The following is a 20413-nucleotide window of genomic DNA, read 5'->3' on the forward strand; positions in this document are numbered from 1 at the left end:
GGCTCACTGGCGGCTCTCCTGCAACGGCGCAGGCTGCGCTGGCGCGTTGGCCGGCGCAGGTGCCACTGCGGTCGGAATGCCGGCAGACACTTCGTCCACCGGGTCCGGCACGAGCGCCGGATCCAGATCGGCCGGTTGCGGCTTGACCATGGGCTGACCGGTCTTGCCGGCGGCCTGCGCGGCCAGCCACGACTGGATGTCGTCCGGCGGCACGTCCATCAAGCGCAGCGCGCCTTCCATCACTTTGTGGAAGACCGGGGCCGACACCAGGCCGCCGTAATACACCTTGCCCTGCGGATCGTTGATCACGATGACGGTAGCAAAGCGCGGCCGCGTGGCAGGCACCAGGCCGGCAAACAACGCGTTGTAATGCCCGCGCTCGTAGCCATTGGCGCCATTCTTGCGCGCGGTACCGGTCTTGCCAGCCACGTGGTATCCCAGAATCGCTGCACCCTTGGCGCCGCCCTGGGTGACCACGGTTTCCATCATGTCGATGACCTGGCGCGCCACTTCCGGCGTGATCACCTGACGGGTTTCGTTGTGCTGGCCGCGCACGAAGGTCGGCGGCGTGAGCTTGCCGCCGTTGCCGAGCGTGGCGTACGCCTGCGCAATCTGCAGCGGCGTCACCGACAGGCCGTAGCCGTAGGACATCGTGGTCTTGGACGGGCCGCTCCAGCGCGCCGGCTGCAGCACCACACCGGCCGATTCACCGGGAAACCCACTATGCGGCGCGCTGCCGTAACCGAAGTTGCGGATCGACTGATAGAAGGTCTGGTCCGGCACCTTGGCGGCGATCTTGGCAGCACCGATGTTCGAGCTGCGGGTGATCACGCCGGTGACGTTGAGCACGCCGTTGTTGCGCGGCACATCGCGAATGGTGAAGCGCCCCACCGACATGTAGCCGGGGTTGGTATCGATGATGGTGTCCTTGGTCACCACGCCGGCAGTCAGCGCGGTGGCCACGGTCAGCGGCTTCATCGTCGAACCCGGCTCGACCAGATCGGTGACCGCACGGTTGCGGCGCGCCGACGGGTTGATGCCGGTGACCGCGTTGGGGTTGTAGGTAGGCAGGTTGACCATCGCCAGCACTTCGCCGGTGGCCACGTCCATCACCACCATCGAACCGCCGGCCGCGTTGTTTTCGACCAGTGCGTTGCGCAGCTCCTTGTAAGCCAGGAACTGGATGCGGCGGTCGATGCTCAGCGTCAGGTCCTTGCCCGGCTGCGCCGGACGCACCAGGTCCACGCTCTCCACGATCGCGCCGCGCGCATCGCGCACCACCTTCTTGGAACCGGGCTTGCCGCGCAGCCATTCGTCGAACGCCAGCTCCAGCCCTTCCTGGCCGCGGTCGTCGATGTTGGTGAAGCCCAGCACATGGGCCATCGCCTCGCCTTGCGGATAGAAACGGCGAAACTCGCGCTGCGAGAACACGCCGGGAATCTTCAGATCGACAATCGCATGCGCCTTGTCCGGATTGATCCGGCGCTGCAGGTACATGAATTCCTTGCCGGCCTTCTGCGCCAGCTTGGCGTTCAACTCGTCCAGCGGCTGGCCGAGCGCCTTGGCCAGCTCGGGGATGCGGTCCGGGTTGCGCAACAGTTCCTGCGGATTGACCCAGATCGATTCCACCGGCGTGGACACCGCCAGCGGCTCGCCGTTGCGGTCGGTAATCATGCCGCGCGAGGTGGCGATCGGCAGTTCGCGCAGGTAGCGCGCCTCGCCCTGGCGCTGGTAGAAATCGCGGTTGACCAGCTGCACGAACGCCGCACGGCCGATCAGCGTCACCGAGCACAGGCCCAGCGCGATGCCGACCAGGGTCAGACGACCGCGGAGGTTGAAGTTGCTGCGGGGGCGGTTGCGGCCGGCTTTCATGGCGCACCTCCGTGTGCGCCACCCTGCGGGCGGCTGCGCCGTGCAAAACGGCTGTCCTGCCGTTTTGTCATGGGCGCACCTGCATATGCGCCACCCTGCGAGCGGCTGCGCCGTGCAAAACGGCTGTCCTGCCGTTTTGTCATGGGCGCATAACCGTGTGCGCCACCCTGCGGGCAGCTCCGCTGTGCAAAGCGGCTGGCCTGCTGCTTTGTCATGGGCGCACCACCACGATGTCGTTGGTCTCCGGGAACTTCATCCCGATGCGCGCACGCGCGACCTGATCGACCCGGTTGCTTTCTGCCCAGGTGGCCTGTTCCAGCTGCAGCCGGCCGAATTCGATATTCAATTCATCGCGCGTGTGCTCGAGCTTGGACAACTGCACGAACAGCTTGCGATGCATGTGGCGCATGTACACGACCCCGATCGCCGAGGCGATGCTGCAGGCAAGCAGCACGATGAGCAGCAGGCGGCTCATGCGGCGTCTCCTTGAGACGCCGGGAATCGGGAATCGGGATTCGGGAATCGGAAAGCAGCGGCACTGTTGCCTTTGCCAATTCCCGATTCCCCATTCCCCATTCCCAGCTTTTCGGCCACCCGCAACACCGCGCTGCGGGCGCGTGGGTTGACGTTCAGTTCTGCGTCGTCGGCCTTGATCGCACCGCTCACCAGCTGCAGCGTCGGCACGAACGGTTGCGCTTCGGGCAGGCGGCGATTGCTCGGCGGCGCCTTGGCGTAGCGGGCCATGAATTGTTTAACGATGCGGTCTTCCAGCGAGTGGAAGCTGATCACGGCCAGCCGGCCGCCGGGCTTGAGCGCGGCCAGCGCCGCATCCAGGCCGGCTTCCAGGTCGTCGAGTTCGCGGTTGATATAGATGCGGATCGCCTGAAAGCTGCGTGTGGCCGGGTGGGTCTTGCTGTCGCCGCGCGGCATCACCGAGGCAATCAGCTCGGCCAGTTGCGCGGTGCGCAGCAACGGCTGTTCGGCGCGGCGCGCCACGATGGCGCGCGCGATGCGGCGGCTCTGGCGCTCTTCGCCATAGGTCCACAGCACATCGGCGATCTCGCGGTCGCTGGCCTGCGCCAGCCACTGGGCCGCGCTCTGGCCGCTGTCCGGGTCCATGCGCATGTCCAGCGGACCGTCCTTGCCGAAACTGAAACCGCGCCCGGCCACGTCCAACTGCGGCGAAGACACGCCCAGATCCAGCAGGATGCCGTCGACCGTGGCAGCGGCAACCACCTGACCGAGCCCGGCAAAACTGCCGCGATGGATGGACACGCGCGCATCGCCACCGAAGCTCTGTTCGGCCACTGCGATCGCTTCGGGGTCCTTGTCCATCACCAGCAGCTGACCTCCCGGGCCAAGGTGTTCCAGCACGCCGCGTGCGTGTCCGCCACGCCCGAACGTGCCATCGAGATAGATTCCGTTTTCGGTCACTTGCAGGCCATCCAGAACCTGCGTGTACAGCACCGGCACATGGGCCGCCGGCGGCTGCGACACCGGGTGACCGGGCTGCGCTTCACCGCGCATCCGGGCACCCCGGCTCACAACCTGAGATCGAGCAATTCATCGCCCAGATCCCCGTCAGACAATGTCTGTTGGATCAGTGCGCGATGTGCCTGCTCGCTCCAGAGTTCGAATTTGTCGCCCATGCCCAGCAGCACGGCTTTTTTCTCGATGCCAACCGCATTGCGATGGCTGGCCGGGATGCTCAGACGGCCATTGGCGTCCAGCTCGAGCACGGCCGAAGAACCCACCAGTTTTTGCTGCAGCGTGCGGATCACGCGCTGGGTATTGGGCTTGGACATCACATCGTCGCGCACCCGCTCCCACTCCTTTTCCGCGTACAGCCACAGGCATCCGGCTTCAAACGGGTTGTAGGTGAGTACCAGGCGGTTGCCGCTGACACGCGTGACGAGGTCGCGGTATGCGGTTGGCACCGCCATACGCCCCTTGTCGTCCACCGTGATGGCAGTCTCGCCCTGAAACACCGAATGCAACCTCGAATACCCGCTGGGGGATCATTGAACCACGAAAAACCACAAAACACCTGGTTTTCCCTCCGTTGCCCACCTTAGCAGCGCGTCAAAGGTTGTCAACAACTTTGAGGGCCACAAATCGCCAGTCGCATCAATGAGTTGCAGCACTCTTTAGAGACTTGTTCAAAGGTTATCCACAAGTTGCTGTTTCGTCTCAGATTTTGAGATTGAACGGAAATTCAGGGGCGTGAAGGCCGTGTAAACTCGACCGCTATCTCACTTCACATTGCGCCAGCTGCATCTCTCAACTGCGCAAACAAGTGACAATTGGCGGCATGTGCCTGGTCGCCCTAGCCTGGAAAACCCACCCGCGCTGGCGCCTGCTGTTGGCGGGCAACCGCGATGAATTCCACGACCGCCCCACCGCCGCGTTGGCGCCCTGGACGGCACCGGCCGATACCGTGCTGGCCGGGCGCGACCTGCGCTCGGGCGGGAGTTGGGTCGGACTGGGCAGCGACGGCCGTGCGGCCGTGGTCACCAACGTGCGCGACCCGCTGGCCACCATGTCTGGGCGCTCGCGCGGACATCTGATCGCCGACTATCTATCCGGCAGTTCCGACGCTGCCGCCTATGCCCGGGAACTGGCCCCAGCTGCACACGCGTTCCCACCGTTCAATCTGCTGCTGTGCGATGCCGAGCGGTGCGAGCACCTCAGCAATCACCCGCCACTGGCCCGCGCTCTGGCTCCCGGCATCCACGGCATGTCCAACGGCCCACTGGACGCGCCCTGGCCCAAGACCGCTGCGCTGACTGCGGCCCTGCACGAGTGGTGCGCCGCAGGCGCCGAAGAGCTGCACCCCCTGTGGACCGCCTTGGCCAGCCCGACCGTCGCTCCCGACGACGCCCTGCCTGACACCGGCGTGGACCAGGCCACCGAACGCCTGCTCTCGGCCGCCTTCATCACCGGCGCCAGCTATGGAACCCGCGCCAGCACCATCGTCGCGGTGGACCACCGGGGCAGCGGCTTCATCCACGAACGCCGCTTCGGACCGAACGGGATCTTCCAGGGCGAGACACGGCTGGACATTTAGGAAGACCGGAACTGCGTGGCGGGACGACGAGGCCAGAGACACCGGGCCAGGCCCGCGCATTGATCCCCGTAAGCGGGGAGGATGCAGACCGCCTCGCTCTCCTTACTCCCGCCTGCGGGAGAAGGTGGCGCGCAGCGCCGGATGAGGGAATCCGCCACGCATCCCCGCGCTGCCCCCATCCGCCCTTCGGGCACCTTCCCCCGCAGGCGGTGGAAGGCACATCTCTCCGGAACTCCAGGGTTCCGGGACGATGCCCCTTATCCCGCAAGCGGAGAGGATGCAGACTGCCTCGCTCTCCTTCTCCCGCCTGGGGGAGAAGGTGGCGCGCAGCACCGGATGAGGGAATCCGCCACACATCCCCGCGCTGCCCCCATCCGCCCTTCGGGCACCTTCCCCCGCAAGCGGTGGAAGGCACATCCCTCCGGAACTCCAGGATTCCGGGACGATCCCCCTTATCCCCCAAGCGGGAGAATGCAGACCGCCTCGCTCTCCTTCTCCCGCCTGCGGGAGAAAGGTGGCGCGCAGCGCCGGATGAGGGGGAATCCGCCACGCATCTCCGCACTGCCCCCATCCGCCCTTCGGGCACCTTCCCCCGCAAGCGGTGGAAGGCACATCCCTCCGGAACTCCAGGATTCCGGGACGATCCCCCTTATCCCCCAAGCGGGAGAATGCAGACCGCCTCGCTCTCCTTCTCCCGCCTGCGGGAGAAAGGTGGCGCGCAGCGCCGGATGAGGGGGAATCCGCCACGCATCTCCGCACTGCCCCCATCCGCCCTTCGGGCACCTTCCCCCGCAAGCGGTGGAAGGCACATCCCTCCGGAACTCCAGGATTCCGGGACGATCCCCCTTATCCCCCAAGCGGGAGAATGCAGACCGCCTCGCTCTCCTTCTCCCGCCTGCGGGAGAAAGGTGGCGCGCAGCGCCGGATGAGGGGGAATCCGCCACGCATCTCCGCACTGCCCCCATCCGCCCTTCGGGCACCTTCCCCCGCAAGCGGTGGAAGGCACATCCCTCCGGAACTCCAGGATTCCGGGACGATCCCCCTTATCCCCCAAGCGGGAGAATGCAGACCGCCTCGCTCTCCTTCTCCCGCCTGCGGGAGAAAGGTGGCGCGCAGCGCCGGATGAGGGGGAATCCGCCACGCATCTCCGCACTGCCCCCATCCGCCCTTCGGGCACCTTCCCCCGCAAGCGGTGGAAGGAAGATATCTCTGCAAACCGACGCTCCAGCAAGGCCAGGTGCAAGCCCCCTTGAGTCAAGGGGCGCGGCGGCGACTGCGGGGGGTCTGGCATGCCCGGAGAGGGGCCCGCGTTTTGTATCGCCGAAGGCGGTACGAAGCATGGGAGCCTTCGAGAAAGGCGAACGCCAGAAAAGAAGGTGGCGGAGCCGGCCGATAAGCCGGGTTCTGTCGTGGACAGTCATTCGTCTAGGCGCTACGTCACCGCAGCGCTCAAGCAACCTACCCGGATCCAGCGCGGGCCACGCCAATGGATCCCTATTTGGTCTTGCTCCAGGTGGGGTTTGCCGTGCCGGTCCGTTACCGGACTCGCGGTGCGCTCTTACCGCACCATTTCACCCTTACCGGCCCCTCGCCACCCCTCTGCGGCCTCCGAACGCGCTTGGCTGCGATGCTGAGCATCGCCGACACGTTTCAGTGGCGGCAGAGGGGTGACGAGGGACGTAGGCGGTATCTTTCTGTTGCACTTTCCGTCGGCTTGCGCCGCCCAGGCGTTACCTGGCACCTTGCCCTATGGAGCCCGGACTTTCCTCGGCACTCTTGCGAGTGACGCGACTGTCTGGCCGACTCCGCCGGGGCGAACTATACGCTATTGCCAGACAACGCCCCGCCCATCGCTGTCTTCGGCGTACAGCACAACACGTTCGAACTGATGCGCGAACGACCATCCCGCCGCCTCGGCTGGCACCGCGAGCTGCGCGTGCGAAGGTGCCATCGGGCAATAAATCAGCAGCGCGACGGCATCTGCATGCGCGCGATATCCCTCGATCTTCGTGTGCTTTTGCAGAATGCATGTCGACACCTGCGACTTGGTGAGTGCGGGCACTTCAAAGACGCCGCCTCCGAACACGTCCGCTTGAGTAGCTGACCAAAGTTGCACATGTGTCAAGAATGCGGGGAGCCCTTTCCTGATGGCCTGATTGCCTTCGATCAGTCTCGACTTCTCGGGCAACAGATGCTCGACCTGTTCAATTGCGTCTGGAAGCTTGGGGAGCGGCTGATCGGTAAAACCAAGACTGATCTGTACGCCAGGCAGACGCTGCGCCAATCGCGGCTTCAGCGACGCTAGTAATTTTTCACGCGCCTTAACGCGCGCTTTTCCATCCGGTCGCAGAAGTTGGGTGATCTCGACGGCATAAGTTGAGCCATCCGCAATGCGAAAACGGATGTCGGCTGCAGGCTCCTTGGGCTGTTCTATCTCACCGATCTGCGGCGGAAATGCATGCGGCCAGCTCGTCAAGACGCACTTGAACTGACGCAACTCCAGCGCCTTCTTCTTTTCCTCGGCAGTCGTTGTATCAGCCATTACCGCCATACAACGCCTTGCGCGGCGCACCAGTCAGCTCGGCAGCCAGCTTGGCGGCGGTGGATGGCGGCAGGTGTTCGGCGAGCTTGGCGTAGACGCGGCGGCCTTCGGCGAGCTGGCCTTCGGCGGCGTCGGCTGCGCCCTGCACCATCACCACGAATTCGCCCTTGCGCTGGTTGTCGTCGGCTTCGACCTGGGCCTGCAGCTCGGCCAGGCTGCCGTCGAGTACGGTTTCGAACAACTTGGTCAGCTCGCGGGCGATCACTGCCGGGCGCTCGTCGCCGAAGGCAAAGCGCAGGTCGGCCAGCGATTCGACAATACGGTGCGAGGATTCGTAGAACACCAGGGTGCGGGTCTCGCCAGCCAGCCGTGCCAGGCGCTCGCGGCGGGCCGCGCTCTTGGCCGGCAGAAACCCTTCGAAGCCGAAGCGGTCGCTCGGCAGGCCGGCGACACTGAGCGCGGCGATCGCTGCGCAGGCGCCTGGCACCGGGCTGACCTTGATGCCGGCGGCACGGGCGGCACGCACCAGCTTGAAACCCGGATCGCTGACCAACGGGGTGCCGGCGTCGCTGACGATGGCCAGCGATTCGCCCTCGCGCAGGCGCGCCACGATGCGTTCGGACATGGCCTCTTCGTTATGGTCGTGCAGGGCAAGCAGCGGGCGGTCGATGCCGAAATGACTCAGCAACTGGCGGGTATGGCGGGTGTCTTCGGCGCAGATTGCGGCCACGCCGCGCAACACCTCCTGCGCGCGCGGCGACAGGTCGGCCAGGTTGCCGATCGGCGTGGCGACCACGTGCAGGGTTCCAGGGGACGTCATCAGCGGTTTTCCGGGGGCAAAGGGTAGAATCGTAGCGTTTTTAACGGTCCGCCCCGGCGGCCCCTGTCCAATGGATCTGAAATGAACAAGCGTGTTGCAAGGATCTCCGCCCTTTCGCTGATGGTGATGCTGGCCGCCGGTTGCGCCACCAGCAGCGTCACGCCGACCGCCTCGCCGACGCAGAGCGCGGCGCTGGCGTTGCTGGACCAGGGCAAGCCGCGCGAAGCCGCGCAGCAGCTGGAAGCCGAAGCCGCCAGTGCCGGCGGTGCGCAGCGCAGCCGGTTGCTGGCTGCAGCCGCGTTCGGTTGGCATGACGCCGGCGACGATGCGCGTGCCCGCACATTGCTGGCGCAGGTCAACGCGCGCCAACTGAGCGGCGAGGAGCGCGCCCGCTTCGGGCTGCTCACCGGCGAGTTGGCGGTGATCGACAAGCAGGGCGCGCAGGCATTGCAAGCCCTGGGCGACAGCCCGCAGGGACTGACCCAGCCGCTGCAGACGCGTTGGTTTGTGGCACGTGCCGCCGCACTGGAAGCCACCGGCGACCTGTTCGGCGCCGCCGCCGACCGCGCGCGCGCCGATGCCAGCCTGACCGGCACTGCGCGCAGCGAAAACCAGCGCGCGATCGTGCGCCTGCTCGCCGCCCTCGACGACGCCACCCTCAAGGGCCGCACCGCGGCACTGCCGGCCGGCGACCCGCTGTACAACTTCGCCGGCCGCGCACTGATCAGTCGCGGTCTGGGGCTGCCGCGCGCGTTCGAGCGCGATGCGCAGTGGGGCTTTGACACCAGCAAGCGCCCACCGGCCGAGCGCGACGGCTACCGTCCGCCGATGAAACTGGGGGTGCTGTTGCCGATCACCGGCAACCTGGCCACCGCCGCCGCGCCGGTGCGCGATGGCCTGCTGGCCGGCTACTACGCTGAAACCCGCCGCCGCCCGGAAGTGCAGTTCTTCGATACCGCCGGCACCGCCGCCGGTGCCAACGCCGCCTACGACAAGGCAGTGAGCGCCGGGGTGGATTACGTCGTCGGCCCGTTGGGGCGCGACGAAGTCAGCGCATTGTTCGCGCGCGGCCAGCCGGCAGTGCCGGTGCTCGCGCTCAACCGCCCCACCGACAACAAGGCACCGCCTAGCGGCAGTGCCGGGTTCTCGCTGGCGCCCGAAGACGACGGCATCATGGCCGCCGAATATCTGCTCTCGCGCGAACGCCGCAATGTGCTGATCGTCGGCACCAGCGACGACAACGGCAAGCGCACCATCAAGGCCTTCCGCGACCGTTTCACCGAACGTGGCGGCACCGTCGCCGGCAGTCTCAGCGTGGCCGATGCGCCGGGCGACATCGGTGCGCAGCTGCGCAACTACGGCACTGCCGATGCGGTGTTCCTGGCAGTGCGCGGCAACACCGCGCGCGCGCTGGCGCCGCAGCTGGCACTGGCCGGATTCGCCGGCAAATCGCGCGTGGGCACGTCGCAGTTGGTGGCCGGCACCGGCAAGGTCGAAGACGATCTGGCGCTGGATGGCATCGTCTACCCGAGCGAAACCTGGACCGCCCTGGGCGTGTCCGGCCTGCCGGCAGTGAGCCAGGTGGCCAGCACCCTGCCCAGCGCGCGCGGCCCGGCCGCCCGCCTGTTCGCGTTCGGCTACGACGCCTGGAAGATCACTGCGTACCTGGAAAAACTCGCCACCGGCACCGATGGCGGCCTGCGTGGCGCCACCGGCACCTTGCATCTGGACGGCTTCGGCAATGTGCTGCGCACGCCGGCCTGGTCCACCTTCAACGGTGGCCGCCCGGTGCCGATCGCCGACGGCCGCTAAGGCCATGCCGGCGGCGCGTCAGCAGCGCGGTGCGGCGGTCGAAGCGGCCGCACGCGCACTGCTGGAGCAGGCCGGGCTGCGGCTGGTGGTCGGCAATGCCAACTACCGCGGCGGCGAACTCGATCTGGTGATGCGCGATGGGCAATCGCTGGTGTTTGTGGAAGTGCGCTACCGTCGCGACGATCGCTTCGGCGGCGGCGCGGCATCGGTGGACTGGCGCAAGCGCCGCAAGCTGGTGCTGGCTGCGCAGCTGTTCCTTGGCGCTCACCCCGCACTGGCGGCGCTGCCCTGCCGCTTCGATGTGGTCGATGCCAGCGGCGAACCGCCGCTATTGAACTGGATCCGCGACGCGTTCCGCGCCGACGATTGCTGACCGCCACCGACGCGCATACCGACGTTCCGATGCCAACCATCATGACCCATGCTGCGGTGCCATTGGCGCTCTGGTGCGCCAGTGAACGCGGCCGCATCTCGCCGCGCCTGCTGGCCGCCGGCGTCGTGGCGGCGATGCTGCCGGATGCCGATGTGCTGGCATTCGCGCTGCATATTCCCTACGCAGATGGGTTCGGCCATCGCGGCGCCAGCCACTCGCTGGTGTTCGCTGCGTTGATGGCGGTGCTCGGCGTTGCAGCACATCGCTTGTTGCGAGCGGATGCCATGCAGGCAGCCGTGTTTTTGTTCGTCTGCGCCGCATCGCATCCGCTGCTGGATGCGATGACCTCCGGCGGCCTGGGCGTTGCGCTGGGCTGGCCATGGAGCCAGACGCGTTGGTTCGCACCCTGGCGGCCGATTCGGGTGTCGCCGTTCGCTACCAGCTTCTTCAATGCGCGCGGCCTGACCACGTTGCTCTCCGAGCTACGCTGGGTCTGGTTGCCGCTCACCGTCGCCGTGCTGGGGTGGAAATGCATCCAGCGCGCGACACCACAGGATCGCGTGTCATGACCGATGGACTTCCCACCGCACTTGCCGAACTGCTGGCCGCGCGCCTCGGTGCCGATGGCTGGTTGACCGGCGACGATGCGCGTCGCCGCTATGGCGAAGACGATTCGCGCCGCTGGGCACTGCCTGCTGCCGTCGCCTTGCCGCGCGACACCGATGACGTCGTGGCGATCATGCAGGCGTGCCGTGCGCACGGCGTGCCACTCGTGGCACGCGGCGCCGGCACCGGTACCACCGGCGCGGCAGTGCCGTTTTCCGGCGGCGTGGTGGTGTCGATGGCGCGCATGAATCGCCTCATTGCGCTGCGACCGGAAGACCGCTGCGCGGTGGTGCAACCCGGCCTGCTCAATGGCGACCTGCAACAGGCGCTGCAGCCGCATGGATTGTTTTGGCCGCCGGATCCGTCCAGCGCGGAGATCTGCAGTATCGGCGGTAATTTATCCACCAATGCCGGCGGCCCGCGCGCGGTGAAGTACGGTGCGACCCGCGACAACGTGCTCGGTCTGGTTGCGGTGACCGGCACCGGCGACGTGATCCGCTGTGGCGGCGCATACACCAAAAATTCCACCGGCTACGACCTCACGCATCTGCTGGTCGGCAGCGAAGGCACCCTCGCGATCATCGTCGAGGCAACCTTGAAACTGACCCCGCGCGCGATCGCGCAGGCCGGTCTGCGCGCGCTATACCGCGATGCGTCCAGCGCTGCGGCCGCGGTGTCGCGGCTGATGGCGCAACCGACCACGCCGGCCATGCTGGAATTCATGGATGCCAGCGCGATTGCACTCCTGCGCCGCAATGGCAGCGATGTGCCCGACGCCGGCGCCATGTTGTTGATCGAAGCCGACGGCGATCACGACACCTTGCCGTACGCATTGCAGGCCCTACACGACGCCGCAGATGGCGAGGGCGTGCTGAGCCTGGACGTGGCCGCCGATGGCAGCGCGCGCGATAAGTTGTGGGCCGCGCGCCGCGCCCTGTCGCCGGCCTTGCGCACCATCAAGCCGGGCAAGATCAACGAAGACGTGGTGGTGCCGGTGTCGCGCATTCCCGAACTGGTGTCCGGCGTGGAAGCGCTCGCTGTGGAGTTCGCACTGCCCATCGTCGCCTTCGGCCACGCCGGCAACGGCAACCTGCACGTCAACATCATGTACGACCCGGCCGATGCCGACGAAGACGCGCGTGCGCATGCCGCGCTACCACGCCTGTTTACGCTGGTGCTGGCGTTGGAAGGCACGCTCTCCGGCGAACACGGCATCGGCGTGGCCAAACGCGATTTCATGGCACAGGCGTTCAGCGCACCGACGCTGGCTGCCATGCGGGCGATCAAGGCCGCACTGGACCCGGATGGCATCTTGAATCCGGGCAAGGTATTGCCGCCTGCCTAGCGACGGTCTGGGCTCAGCGCGTCACGCCGATAAAGCGCAACCCCACGCCCGGTTCGGTGACGATGTAATGCGGATTAGCGGCGTCGTCCTGCAGTTTCTGGCGCAGTTTGCCGACCAGGATGCGCAGGTAGTGGGTGTCTTCTTCGTGAGTGGGGCCCCACACTTCGCGCAGCAGCTGCGGTTGGGTGACCACGCGGCCGGCATGCTTGAGCAGCAGTGCGAGCAAGGCGTATTCCTTGCGGCTCAGCGGCACGGCTTCGCCGTTGAGGGTGACTTCGCGCAGGCCCAGATGGATATGCAGGCGACCGTCGTCGAAGACGCTCTCTTCCACCGTGCTGCCGGCGCCGGCATGACGCAGCAGCGAGCGGATGCGGGCCATCAATTCCTGCACGCCGAAGGGTTTGGTGACGTAGTCGTTGGCACCGGCATCGAGCGCGGCGACCTTTTCGATTTCGCCGGCACGCACGGTGAGCATGATCACCGGCACGTTGGACCACTGACGGATCTCGCGCAGTACTTCGTGGCCGTCGCGATCGGGCAGGCCGATGTCCAGCACCACCAGTTCGGCGCCCTGCCCGGCCAGCACGGCCAGGCCCTCTTCGGCGGTGCCGGCCTGCAGCACGCGGTAGCCCTGTGCACGCAGGCTGATGTCGAGAAAACGGCGGATCTGCGGCTCGTCGTCGACGATCAGCACACGGGCGGGCGGGATGGCAGTGAGGTCAGTCGGCATCAGGGCGAGGTGGCGCGGCGGGAACGAGCAACGGCAGCGTAATGCGAATCCTGGTGCCGTGACCATGCGCGCCTGCCAAGGCCTCCACGCTGCCGCCGTGCGCCCCGATCATGCCCTGGCAGATGGCAAGGCCCAACCCGGTGCCATTGCGCCCACGGTCGCCGCGTTCCACGCTGTAGAACATGTCGAAGATGCGCGCGCGTTCGTCTTTGGGAATGCCCGGACCCTGGTCGCCGATGTCGATCTGCAGCGCACCGGTCCGCAGCTGCGCCTGCACGGTCACCGCCGCATCGGCTGGCGAAAATTTCGCCGCATTCTCCAGCACGTTGAAGATGGCCTGTTCGACCAGGGCCGGGTGCACCCAAATCGCCGGCAGGTCGGCGGCCAGGTCCAGCTGCAGGCGCACGTCGGGCTGGTAGCGCTGCAGGCGGCGGGTGGCCGAGCCGATCAATTCGTCCACGCCGATCCAGTCGCGGTTCAAGGTCAGCCCGGTGTGGCCAAGCCGGGTCATGTCGAGCAGATTCTGGATATAGCGATCCAGCCGCTCGCCTTCGAGCTGGATGGTGTCGAGCAGGCTGTGGCGGTCGTGCGCGTCCATCGCATCGCCGTAACTGGCCAGGCTGCTGGCCGAGCCGATCATCGAGGCCAGCGGCGAGCGCAGATCGTGCGAGACCGACGACAACAATGCCGAGCGCAGGCGCTCGGTTTCGCCACTGACGCGTGCGCCTTCCAGATCGGCGACCAGGCGTGTGCGCAGCGCCGCCTGGCCGATGTCTTCCACCATCGCTTCGGCCAAGCGGCGCTGTTCCAGACCGGGCCGTTGCATGCCTTGACGAAAGCGCAACGCGGCCACGCCCAATGTGCCGCGTTCATGGCGCACCGGCAGGCACCACCACTGCGCCCCGGCCAAGGTATCGGTGAAGCGGCCGGCGGGCTGGCCATGCCGCTGAGTCCAATCGGCGGCGCTGCGATCGAGCGCACCGAAGCTGGTGGGTGCATCGCTTTCGCGCTGCTCCAGGCGTAGCCAGACGTCGGCATCCAGCGCGGTGGCCAGCGCGCGACGGCCGGCTTCCAGCACCTGGCCCAGATCGGCAGCGGTGCTGAGCTGGCGGGCCAGCGCCTGCAGGGCGTTGGCGTGCGCATTGGCCGCGCGCAATGCCAGGACCTGACTGCGCAAGCGCGAAGCCAGCCGGCCGGCGACCAACGCGGCGATCAGGAACATGCACACCGTCACCACGCCCTGGCGCGCGCTGATCTGCAAGGTGAAACGCGGTTCGATGAAGAAGAAGTTGTAGGCGACAAAACTCAGCAGCGCGGCGACCACCGCAGCGGCCATGCGCGTGCGCGAGGCCACCAGCACCACCGCGACGATGAACACCATCGACAAGTCGTCGATGTCGGTCCAGCGTTGCAGCAACCACGCCACGCCCACCGCACCGGCTGCCGCAATCGCAGCGAACACCAGGTCGTACCGCTGAAGCCATTGGCGTGGGTTACGCCAGCGCTGACGCGCACGTGCACGCGCATCGGCGGAACTGACGATGACCAGCTCGTAATGCGCGCCACGCTGCAGCAATTGCTGGGTCAACGTGCGATTGAACATGCGTGCCAGCGGGCGTTCGCGGGTACGCCCCAGCACCAGGGTGGAGATGCCGTTTTGTGAGGCGAAATCCAGCAAGGCCTCGGCGACGTTAGTCCCGTGCAGCAGTGCGGTGTCGCCACCGAGGCGACGCGTCAACGCGAACGCGCGGTCGATCTCCAGCTGCCAGGCCGCATCGGTCACGGTGCGGGTCTGCACGGTGACCACGGTCCACGGTGCATCGCGCCGCTCTGACAAACGACGCGCCACGCGCACCAGATAATCCGAGCTGCCACGGCCATCGATGGCCACCACCACCCGGCGCCGCAACGCGGCGGTGCCGGGTAAGCCACGCGCGGCCTGGGTATCGCGCAGATCGCTGTCGACGCGGTCGGCAGCGGTCTGCATGGCCAGCTCACGCAACGCCGTGAGGTTGGAGGGCGAGAAAAACGCCTGCAATGCCTGCGTGGCCTGCTCGGGCAGATACACCTTGCCCTGCTGCAGGCGCTCGATCAGTTCGCGTGGCGGCAGATCCACCAGCACGATGTCGCGCAAGCGGTCGAAGACGGCATCGGGCACGGTTTCGGACACGCGCACGCCGGTGATGCGCAGCACGATGTCGTTGAGGCTTTCCAGGTGCTGGATGTTGACCGTGGTGTAGACGTCGATGCCGGCATCGAGCAACTCCACGATGTCTTGCCAGCGCCGCTCATGGCGGCTGCCGGGCACGTTGCGGTGCGCCAGCTCGTCGATCAGGGCCAGCCGGGGTTTGCGTGCCAGCAGTGCATCCAGATCGAGTTCTTCCAGCATGCGGCCCTGGTAGCTCACGCGGGCGCGCGGCAGCAGTGGCAAGCCCTCCAGCAGCGCAGCGGTTTCGCTGCGCCCGTGCGTTTCCACCACGCCGGCCACCACATCCATGCCCTGCCGCAGGCGCTCGCGCGCCCGCGACAACATGGCGTAGGTCTTGCCCACCCCGGGCGCAGCACCCAGGAACACCGTCAACCGCCCACCGTGTTCGCGCTGTAATTCGCCGATCAAGGCATCGGCTTGCTGGGTGCGGGCGTCGGACATTCGGGCGGGATTAGGCAGTCGAGATTCGGGACGGGTCGATGGCAAAGCCTACAGCGGACTGCCCGGCCTGGTGCTATTGGGTTGCGCCATGCTTGCTACCCGACTCCGCAGTCCCGGCCTTATCCAGCGCCAGATTCAGGGCGAGCACGTTGACCCGCGGCTGCCCAAGCAGTCCGAACTGTGGCGTTTCGGTCGCAGCCTGCACCAGTCCAGCAACGCGTTGCTCGGACAGGCCGCGTGCGGTGGCCACACGACGGATCTGCACCTGTGCGCCGGCCGGGCTCAGATGCGGGTCCAGGCCACTGCCGGATTGCGTCAGCAGCTCGCCCGGTACCGCCTCCGGGGCGATGCCGTCGCGTTTGGCCACCTGCGCACGCGCGGCAGCGATACGGGCCAGCAAATCAGGATTGGAGCGTGCCTGGTTGCTGCCCGAAGCGGCGGTGAGGTCGTACTTGGCGGCCGACGGACGCGGCTGGAAATAGCGCGCATCGGTAAACGGCTGGGCAACCAATGCCGAGCCGACAACGCGCGCATCGACGCGCAACAGCGAACCGGTGGCCTGCTCGGAGAACAGCGCACCGGTGATGCCGGTGGCGACCAGCGAGTAGGCCAGGCCCAACCCGAACAGGGTAAATACCGCGAGCATCAGCGAACCGCGCAGGGCGCCGTCGTCGCGTAACGGCAAGGAAGAAGACATGGACATGTTCCCGGAAGAAGAAAGGTGCATCACACGTGGCTCAGGCACCGAAGACGGCGACCAGCACCAGATCGATCACTTTGATCGCAACGAACGGCAGCAACACGCCACCCACGCCGTAGATCAGCATGTTTCGGCGCAACAACGCGGTGGCGCTGGAAGGGCGAAAACGCACGCCGCGCAACGCCAGCGGAATCAATGCCGGGATGATCAACGCATTGAAGATCAATGCCGCCAGTACCGCGTGGCGCGGGCTGGAGAGCTGCATCACGTTGAGCGCTGCCATCGACGGGATGGCGGCGGCAAACAGCGCCGGCAGGATCGCGAAGTATTTGGAAACGTCGTTGGCCAGCGAGAACGTGGTCAACGCACCGCGCGTGATCAACTGCTGCTTGCCCACTTCCACCACCGCCAGCAGCTTGGCCGGATCCGAATCCAGATCCACCATGTTGCCGGCTTCCTTGGCGGCTTGCGTGCCGGAGTTCATCGCCAGGCCCACGTCGGCCTGCGCGAGCGCCGGGGCGTCGTTGGTGCCGTCGCCGACCATCGCCACCAGCCGCCCACCGGTCTGCTCGGCACGGATGCGCGCTAGCTTGTCTTCCGGCCGTGCCTGGGCGATGTAGTCGTCCACGCCGGCTTCGGCAGCGATCGCGGCAGCGGTGAGCGGGTTGTCGCCGGTGATCATCACCGTCTTGATGCCCATCGCACGCAACTGCGCGAACTTTTCTTTGATGCCCTGCTTGACCACGTCGCTCAACTCGACCACACCAAGCACATGGCGGCCTTCGGCCACCACCAACGGTGTGGCACCGCCACGCGCGACTTCTTCGATACGGCCCTGCAATTCCGGCGACACCGTGGCGCCCATGCCTTGCACATACGCCACGATCGAATCGCCGGCGCCCTTGCGGATGCTGCGCCCGCCAAGATCGACACCGGACATGCGCGTCTGCGCGGTGAACGCGATGAAATGCGCACCCTCGGCCTCCACTGCCACCGCACCTTGCTGCCGCGCCAGCTTGACGATGGATTTACCTTCCGGCGTCGGGTCGGCCAGCGAAGCGAGCATGGCCGCATCACGCAGTTGCGCGCGGTCGACGCCGGCCAGCGGATGGAACGCGGTGGCCTGGCGGTCGCCGTAGGTAATGGTGCCGGTCTTGTCGAGCAGCAGCACATCCACGTCACCGGCCACTTCCACTGCCTTGCCGGATTTGGCCAGCACATTGGCCGACAGCGCGCGGTTCATGCCGGCAATACCGATCGCCGGCAACAGCCCACCGATGGTGGTCGGGATCAGACACACCAGCAACGCGATCAGCAGCAGCGGATCCAGCGTGACGCCGACAAAGCCCGCAATCGCCGGCAACGACGCCACCACGATCAGGAACGTCAGCGTCATCGCGGCCAGCAGCAGCGTCAGCGCGATTTCGTTCGGCGTCTTCTGCCGATTGGCGCCTTCCACCAACGCGATCATGCGATCGAGGAAGCTATGCCCCGGCTCGGCGGTGACCTTGAACACGATCTCGTCGGAAAGCACGCGCGTGCCACCGATGACGCCGCTGCGATCGGTGCCGGCCTCGCGCAACACCGGTGCCGACTCGCCGGTCACCGCAGCTTCGTTGATGGTGGCAACACCACGCACGATCTCGCCATCGGCTGGTACAAATTCGCCTTCGGACACCATCACGTAATCGCCCGGGCGCAGCTCTGCCGCCGGCACGCGGGTTTCGCGGCCACCGAGTGCGGTTTCCACCCGGCGTGCCACCAGATCCTTGCGCGCCCGCCGCAACGAGGCGGCCTGACCGCGGCCACGCGCTTCAGCAATGGCTTCGGCAAAATTGCCGAACAACACGGTGACGAACAGAATCGCCGTCACCGCCCAGCCGAAGCCGGCATTGCCATAGCCGCTGGCGGTGATCACCGCCGCCAGCAGCGTGCCGCCCATCACCACCGCCATCACCGGGCTGCGCAGCAGATGCCGCGGCGCCAACTTGAGGAAGGCAGCACGCATCGCCGCAACCAGCACGGCGGCATCGAACAACGCTGCGTCACCGCGCTCGCGTTTTTCAGTCGTATCGATCGTAGACATTGCTCAAAACTCTCAGGACGCCGCCAGGGCGAGGTGTTCAGCGATAGGACCCAGCACCAGTGCCGGCATGAACTGCAGCACGGTCAGCACCAGCACGATCGCCATCAGGGTCAGCGCAAAGGTGGGCGTTTCGACCTGCAGGCTACCGGCCGACTCCGGCGCACGCCGCTTCACCGCCATGCGCGCGGCCACCATCAACGGCAGGACCAACGCCGGATATCGTCCCAGCACCAGCACCACAGAGCAGCTTAGATTCCACCAGTACGTGGCATCGCCCAGACCTTCGAAACCCGAGCCGTTATTGGCAAATGCGGAGGTGTACTCGTAGAACACCTGGCTGATGCCGTGGAAGCCGGGATTGGAATTGGCAGTGAATGCCGGCACGGCCAGCGCCACCGCGGTGAAGCCCAGCACCACCAGCGGCTGCAGCAGGATCAACAGCGCCAGCAACTGCACTTCGCGCGATTCGATCTTGCGGCCGAACAACTCCGGCGTGCGTCCGGTCATCAAGCCGGCCAGGAACACGCTCAGCAACAGATACACCACGAACTGCTGCAGGCCGCAGCCAATACCGCCCCAGATGGCGTTGATCAGCATGTCCACCAGCGTGACCAGGCCGCTCAACGGTGCCAAGGAGTCGTGCATCGCGTTGACCGAACCATTGGAGGTCTGCGTGGTCAACGCCGCCCACAGCGCAGAGGCATCCGCACCGATGCGCACTTCCTTGCCTTCCATCAGCGCTGGCGAGTTCGCGCTGGCCGAATGCGCTTCGGACCACAGCAGCAACGCGGTGGACGCGGCCGACATCGTCAGCATGGTGCCGAAGACCAACGCAGTGAGTCGCTTGCGCCCGGTCAGATAGCCGACCATGAACACCACGCTCATCGGCAGCAACACGATGGCCAAGGTTTCCAGAAAATTGCTCAACGGCGTGGGGTTTTCCAGCGCGACCGAGCTATTGGGGCCATACCAGCCACCACCGTTGGTGCCGAGCTGTTTGACCGCCACCATCGCCGCAACCGGGCCCACTGGAATGGTCTGCTTGGCCATGCCGGCGCTGCTATCCAACGGTACAGCGGTCGCCGCGCCCTGGAATGTCGACGGTACACCCTGCCAGCCGAGCAAAACGGTCCACAACAGGCACAGCGGCAACAGCACGCGCACGCTGGAGCGGATCACATCCGCCCAGTAATTGCCGACGTCTGCTTCAGGCAGCGCTTCCAGGCCGGCCCCCGTGTGTTGGCGTCCCTGACGCGACAGTTCCGGCTCCGACATCTCCGCCACGGCCGTCGTGTCCGAAACAGGGCTAGCGACTGACGCCTGTTTGGCCGCGCGCCCGCCGAACAACGCACGCAGCGTCGCAACCGCCAACGCCAGGCCCATCATCGGCGTCACCACCTGCAGGCCAACGATGCCGGTCATCTGCGACAGATACGACAACTGCGCCTGGCCGGAGTAATGCTGCTGATTGGTATTGGTGACGAACGACACCATGGTGTGCAGCGCGGTATCCCAGCGCATGTTCGGGATGGCGTCCGGGTTGAACGGCAGCCATGCCTGGGTCATGAACACCCCCCAGGTCAGCAAGCCAACCACCAGGTTGCTGAGCAGAAATGCCACGCTGTACCCGCGCCACGACATGCCCTGCTGCGGGCGCGTGCCGAGCAATGCGTACAACGGCCGTTCGATCCAGCCGAACAGCGCGTCGCCACGCATCGGTGCGCCGCGCATCACCGCAGCCATATAACGGCCCAAAGGCCACGCCAGCACGATGGCCAGCGCGTACACAAGAAAAGTTTCAGTCATTGGA

Annotated in this window: 16 protein-coding genes and 1 other RNA gene; 5 read left to right on the forward strand and 12 right to left on the reverse strand. The window is 66.4% G+C overall.

The window, feature by feature from the left end:
- Positions 1-3: 3 nt before the first annotated feature.
- The 4 genes from XpruCFBP8353_RS07330 to mraZ all read right to left on the reverse strand — a co-directional run bounded on the left by XpruCFBP8353_RS07330 (position 4) and on the right by mraZ (position 3869).
- On the reverse strand, positions 4-1872 hold the full coding sequence (locus XpruCFBP8353_RS07330) for a peptidoglycan D,D-transpeptidase FtsI family protein (RefSeq protein ID WP_101362652.1): 1869 nt from the start codon (positions 1870-1872) through the stop codon (positions 4-6).
- A gap of 211 nt (positions 1873-2083) precedes the next feature.
- Positions 2084-2347, reverse strand: a complete 264-nt coding sequence (gene ftsL, locus XpruCFBP8353_RS07340; RefSeq protein WP_005991913.1) for a cell division protein FtsL — start codon at positions 2345-2347, stop codon at positions 2084-2086.
- Positions 2344-3399: a 16S rRNA (cytosine(1402)-N(4))-methyltransferase RsmH gene (gene rsmH / locus XpruCFBP8353_RS07345; protein ID WP_162301003.1), complete on the reverse strand. Its 1056-nt coding sequence runs from the start codon at positions 3397-3399 to the stop codon at positions 2344-2346. Before rsmH ends, ftsL begins: the two co-directional genes overlap by 4 nt.
- A gap of 14 nt (positions 3400-3413) precedes the next feature.
- A complete protein-coding gene (gene mraZ / locus XpruCFBP8353_RS07350) occupies positions 3414-3869 on the reverse strand; it encodes a division/cell wall cluster transcriptional repressor MraZ (RefSeq protein ID WP_011260238.1) in 456 nt (151 codons plus the stop codon).
- A gap of 314 nt (positions 3870-4183) precedes the next feature.
- Here mraZ and XpruCFBP8353_RS07355 point away from each other — a divergent pair, with 314 nt between their 5' ends.
- Complete coding sequence (locus XpruCFBP8353_RS07355; RefSeq protein WP_101362654.1) at positions 4184-4939, forward strand: NRDE family protein; 756 nt, start codon at positions 4184-4186, stop codon at positions 4937-4939.
- 1377 nt (positions 4940-6316) lie between these two features.
- Here XpruCFBP8353_RS07355 and rnpB read toward each other — a convergent pair.
- From rnpB to rsmI, 3 genes are all read right to left on the reverse strand, one after another.
- An RNA gene (gene rnpB / locus XpruCFBP8353_RS07360) (RNase P RNA component class A) lies at positions 6317-6746 on the reverse strand.
- Between the two features lie 18 nt (positions 6747-6764).
- The gene (locus XpruCFBP8353_RS24075; protein ID WP_207759616.1) at positions 6765-7001 is read right to left on the reverse strand and encodes a hypothetical protein; all 237 of its coding nucleotides are present in this window, start codon (positions 6999-7001) and stop codon (positions 6765-6767) included.
- Between the two features lie 472 nt (positions 7002-7473).
- A complete protein-coding gene (gene rsmI / locus XpruCFBP8353_RS07370) occupies positions 7474-8301 on the reverse strand; it encodes a 16S rRNA (cytidine(1402)-2'-O)-methyltransferase (RefSeq protein WP_101362655.1) in 828 nt (275 codons plus the stop codon).
- A gap of 81 nt (positions 8302-8382) precedes the next feature.
- Here rsmI and XpruCFBP8353_RS07375 point away from each other — a divergent pair, with 81 nt between their 5' ends.
- From XpruCFBP8353_RS07375 to XpruCFBP8353_RS07390, 4 genes are read left to right on the forward strand one after another with little or no spacing between them, the layout of a single operon-like run.
- Positions 8383-10113 (forward strand): penicillin-binding protein activator, encoded by a 1731-nt coding sequence (locus XpruCFBP8353_RS07375; protein WP_101362656.1) that lies wholly within the window; start codon positions 8383-8385, stop codon positions 10111-10113.
- A 4-nt stretch (positions 10114-10117) separates the two neighbouring features.
- Positions 10118-10486, forward strand: coding sequence for a YraN family protein (locus tag XpruCFBP8353_RS07380; RefSeq protein WP_101362657.1), 369 nt, complete (start codon positions 10118-10120; stop codon positions 10484-10486).
- 29 nt (positions 10487-10515) lie between these two features.
- Positions 10516-11055 carry a metal-dependent hydrolase gene (locus XpruCFBP8353_RS07385; protein ID WP_101363070.1) on the forward strand — a complete coding sequence of 180 codons (540 nt, stop codon included), beginning with the start codon at positions 10516-10518 and terminating at the stop codon, positions 11053-11055.
- Positions 11052-12437: an FAD-binding oxidoreductase gene (locus XpruCFBP8353_RS07390; RefSeq protein WP_101362658.1), complete on the forward strand. Its 1386-nt coding sequence runs from the start codon at positions 11052-11054 to the stop codon at positions 12435-12437. The genes XpruCFBP8353_RS07385 and XpruCFBP8353_RS07390 overlap by 4 nt, the downstream gene beginning before the upstream one ends.
- 13 nt (positions 12438-12450) lie before the next feature.
- Here the strand turns inward: XpruCFBP8353_RS07390 and XpruCFBP8353_RS07395 are convergent, their stop codons facing one another.
- The 5 genes from XpruCFBP8353_RS07395 to kdpA all read right to left on the reverse strand — a co-directional run bounded on the left by XpruCFBP8353_RS07395 (position 12451) and on the right by kdpA (position 20409).
- Positions 12451-13167, reverse strand: a complete 717-nt coding sequence (locus XpruCFBP8353_RS07395; RefSeq protein WP_101362659.1) for a response regulator — start codon at positions 13165-13167, stop codon at positions 12451-12453.
- Positions 13157-15817, reverse strand: a complete 2661-nt coding sequence (locus XpruCFBP8353_RS07400; protein ID WP_101362660.1) for a sensor histidine kinase — start codon at positions 15815-15817, stop codon at positions 13157-13159. Before XpruCFBP8353_RS07400 ends, XpruCFBP8353_RS07395 begins: the two co-directional genes overlap by 11 nt.
- A 73-nt stretch (positions 15818-15890) precedes the next feature.
- The gene (gene kdpC, locus XpruCFBP8353_RS07405) at positions 15891-16514 is read right to left on the reverse strand and encodes a potassium-transporting ATPase subunit KdpC (protein ID WP_101362661.1); all 624 of its coding nucleotides are present in this window, start codon (positions 16512-16514) and stop codon (positions 15891-15893) included.
- A gap of 40 nt (positions 16515-16554) precedes the next feature.
- Positions 16555-18603, reverse strand: coding sequence for a potassium-transporting ATPase subunit KdpB (gene kdpB / locus XpruCFBP8353_RS07410; RefSeq protein ID WP_101362662.1), 2049 nt, complete (start codon positions 18601-18603; stop codon positions 16555-16557).
- Between the two features lie 12 nt (positions 18604-18615).
- A complete protein-coding gene (gene kdpA / locus XpruCFBP8353_RS07415) occupies positions 18616-20409 on the reverse strand; it encodes a potassium-transporting ATPase subunit KdpA (RefSeq protein WP_101362663.1) in 1794 nt (597 codons plus the stop codon).
- Between the last annotated feature and the right edge of the window lie 4 nt (positions 20410-20413).

Origin of the sequence: Xanthomonas prunicola, from assembly GCF_002846205.1 — a bacterium.
GTDB classification, from domain to species: Bacteria; Pseudomonadota; Gammaproteobacteria; order Xanthomonadales; family Xanthomonadaceae; genus Xanthomonas; species Xanthomonas prunicola.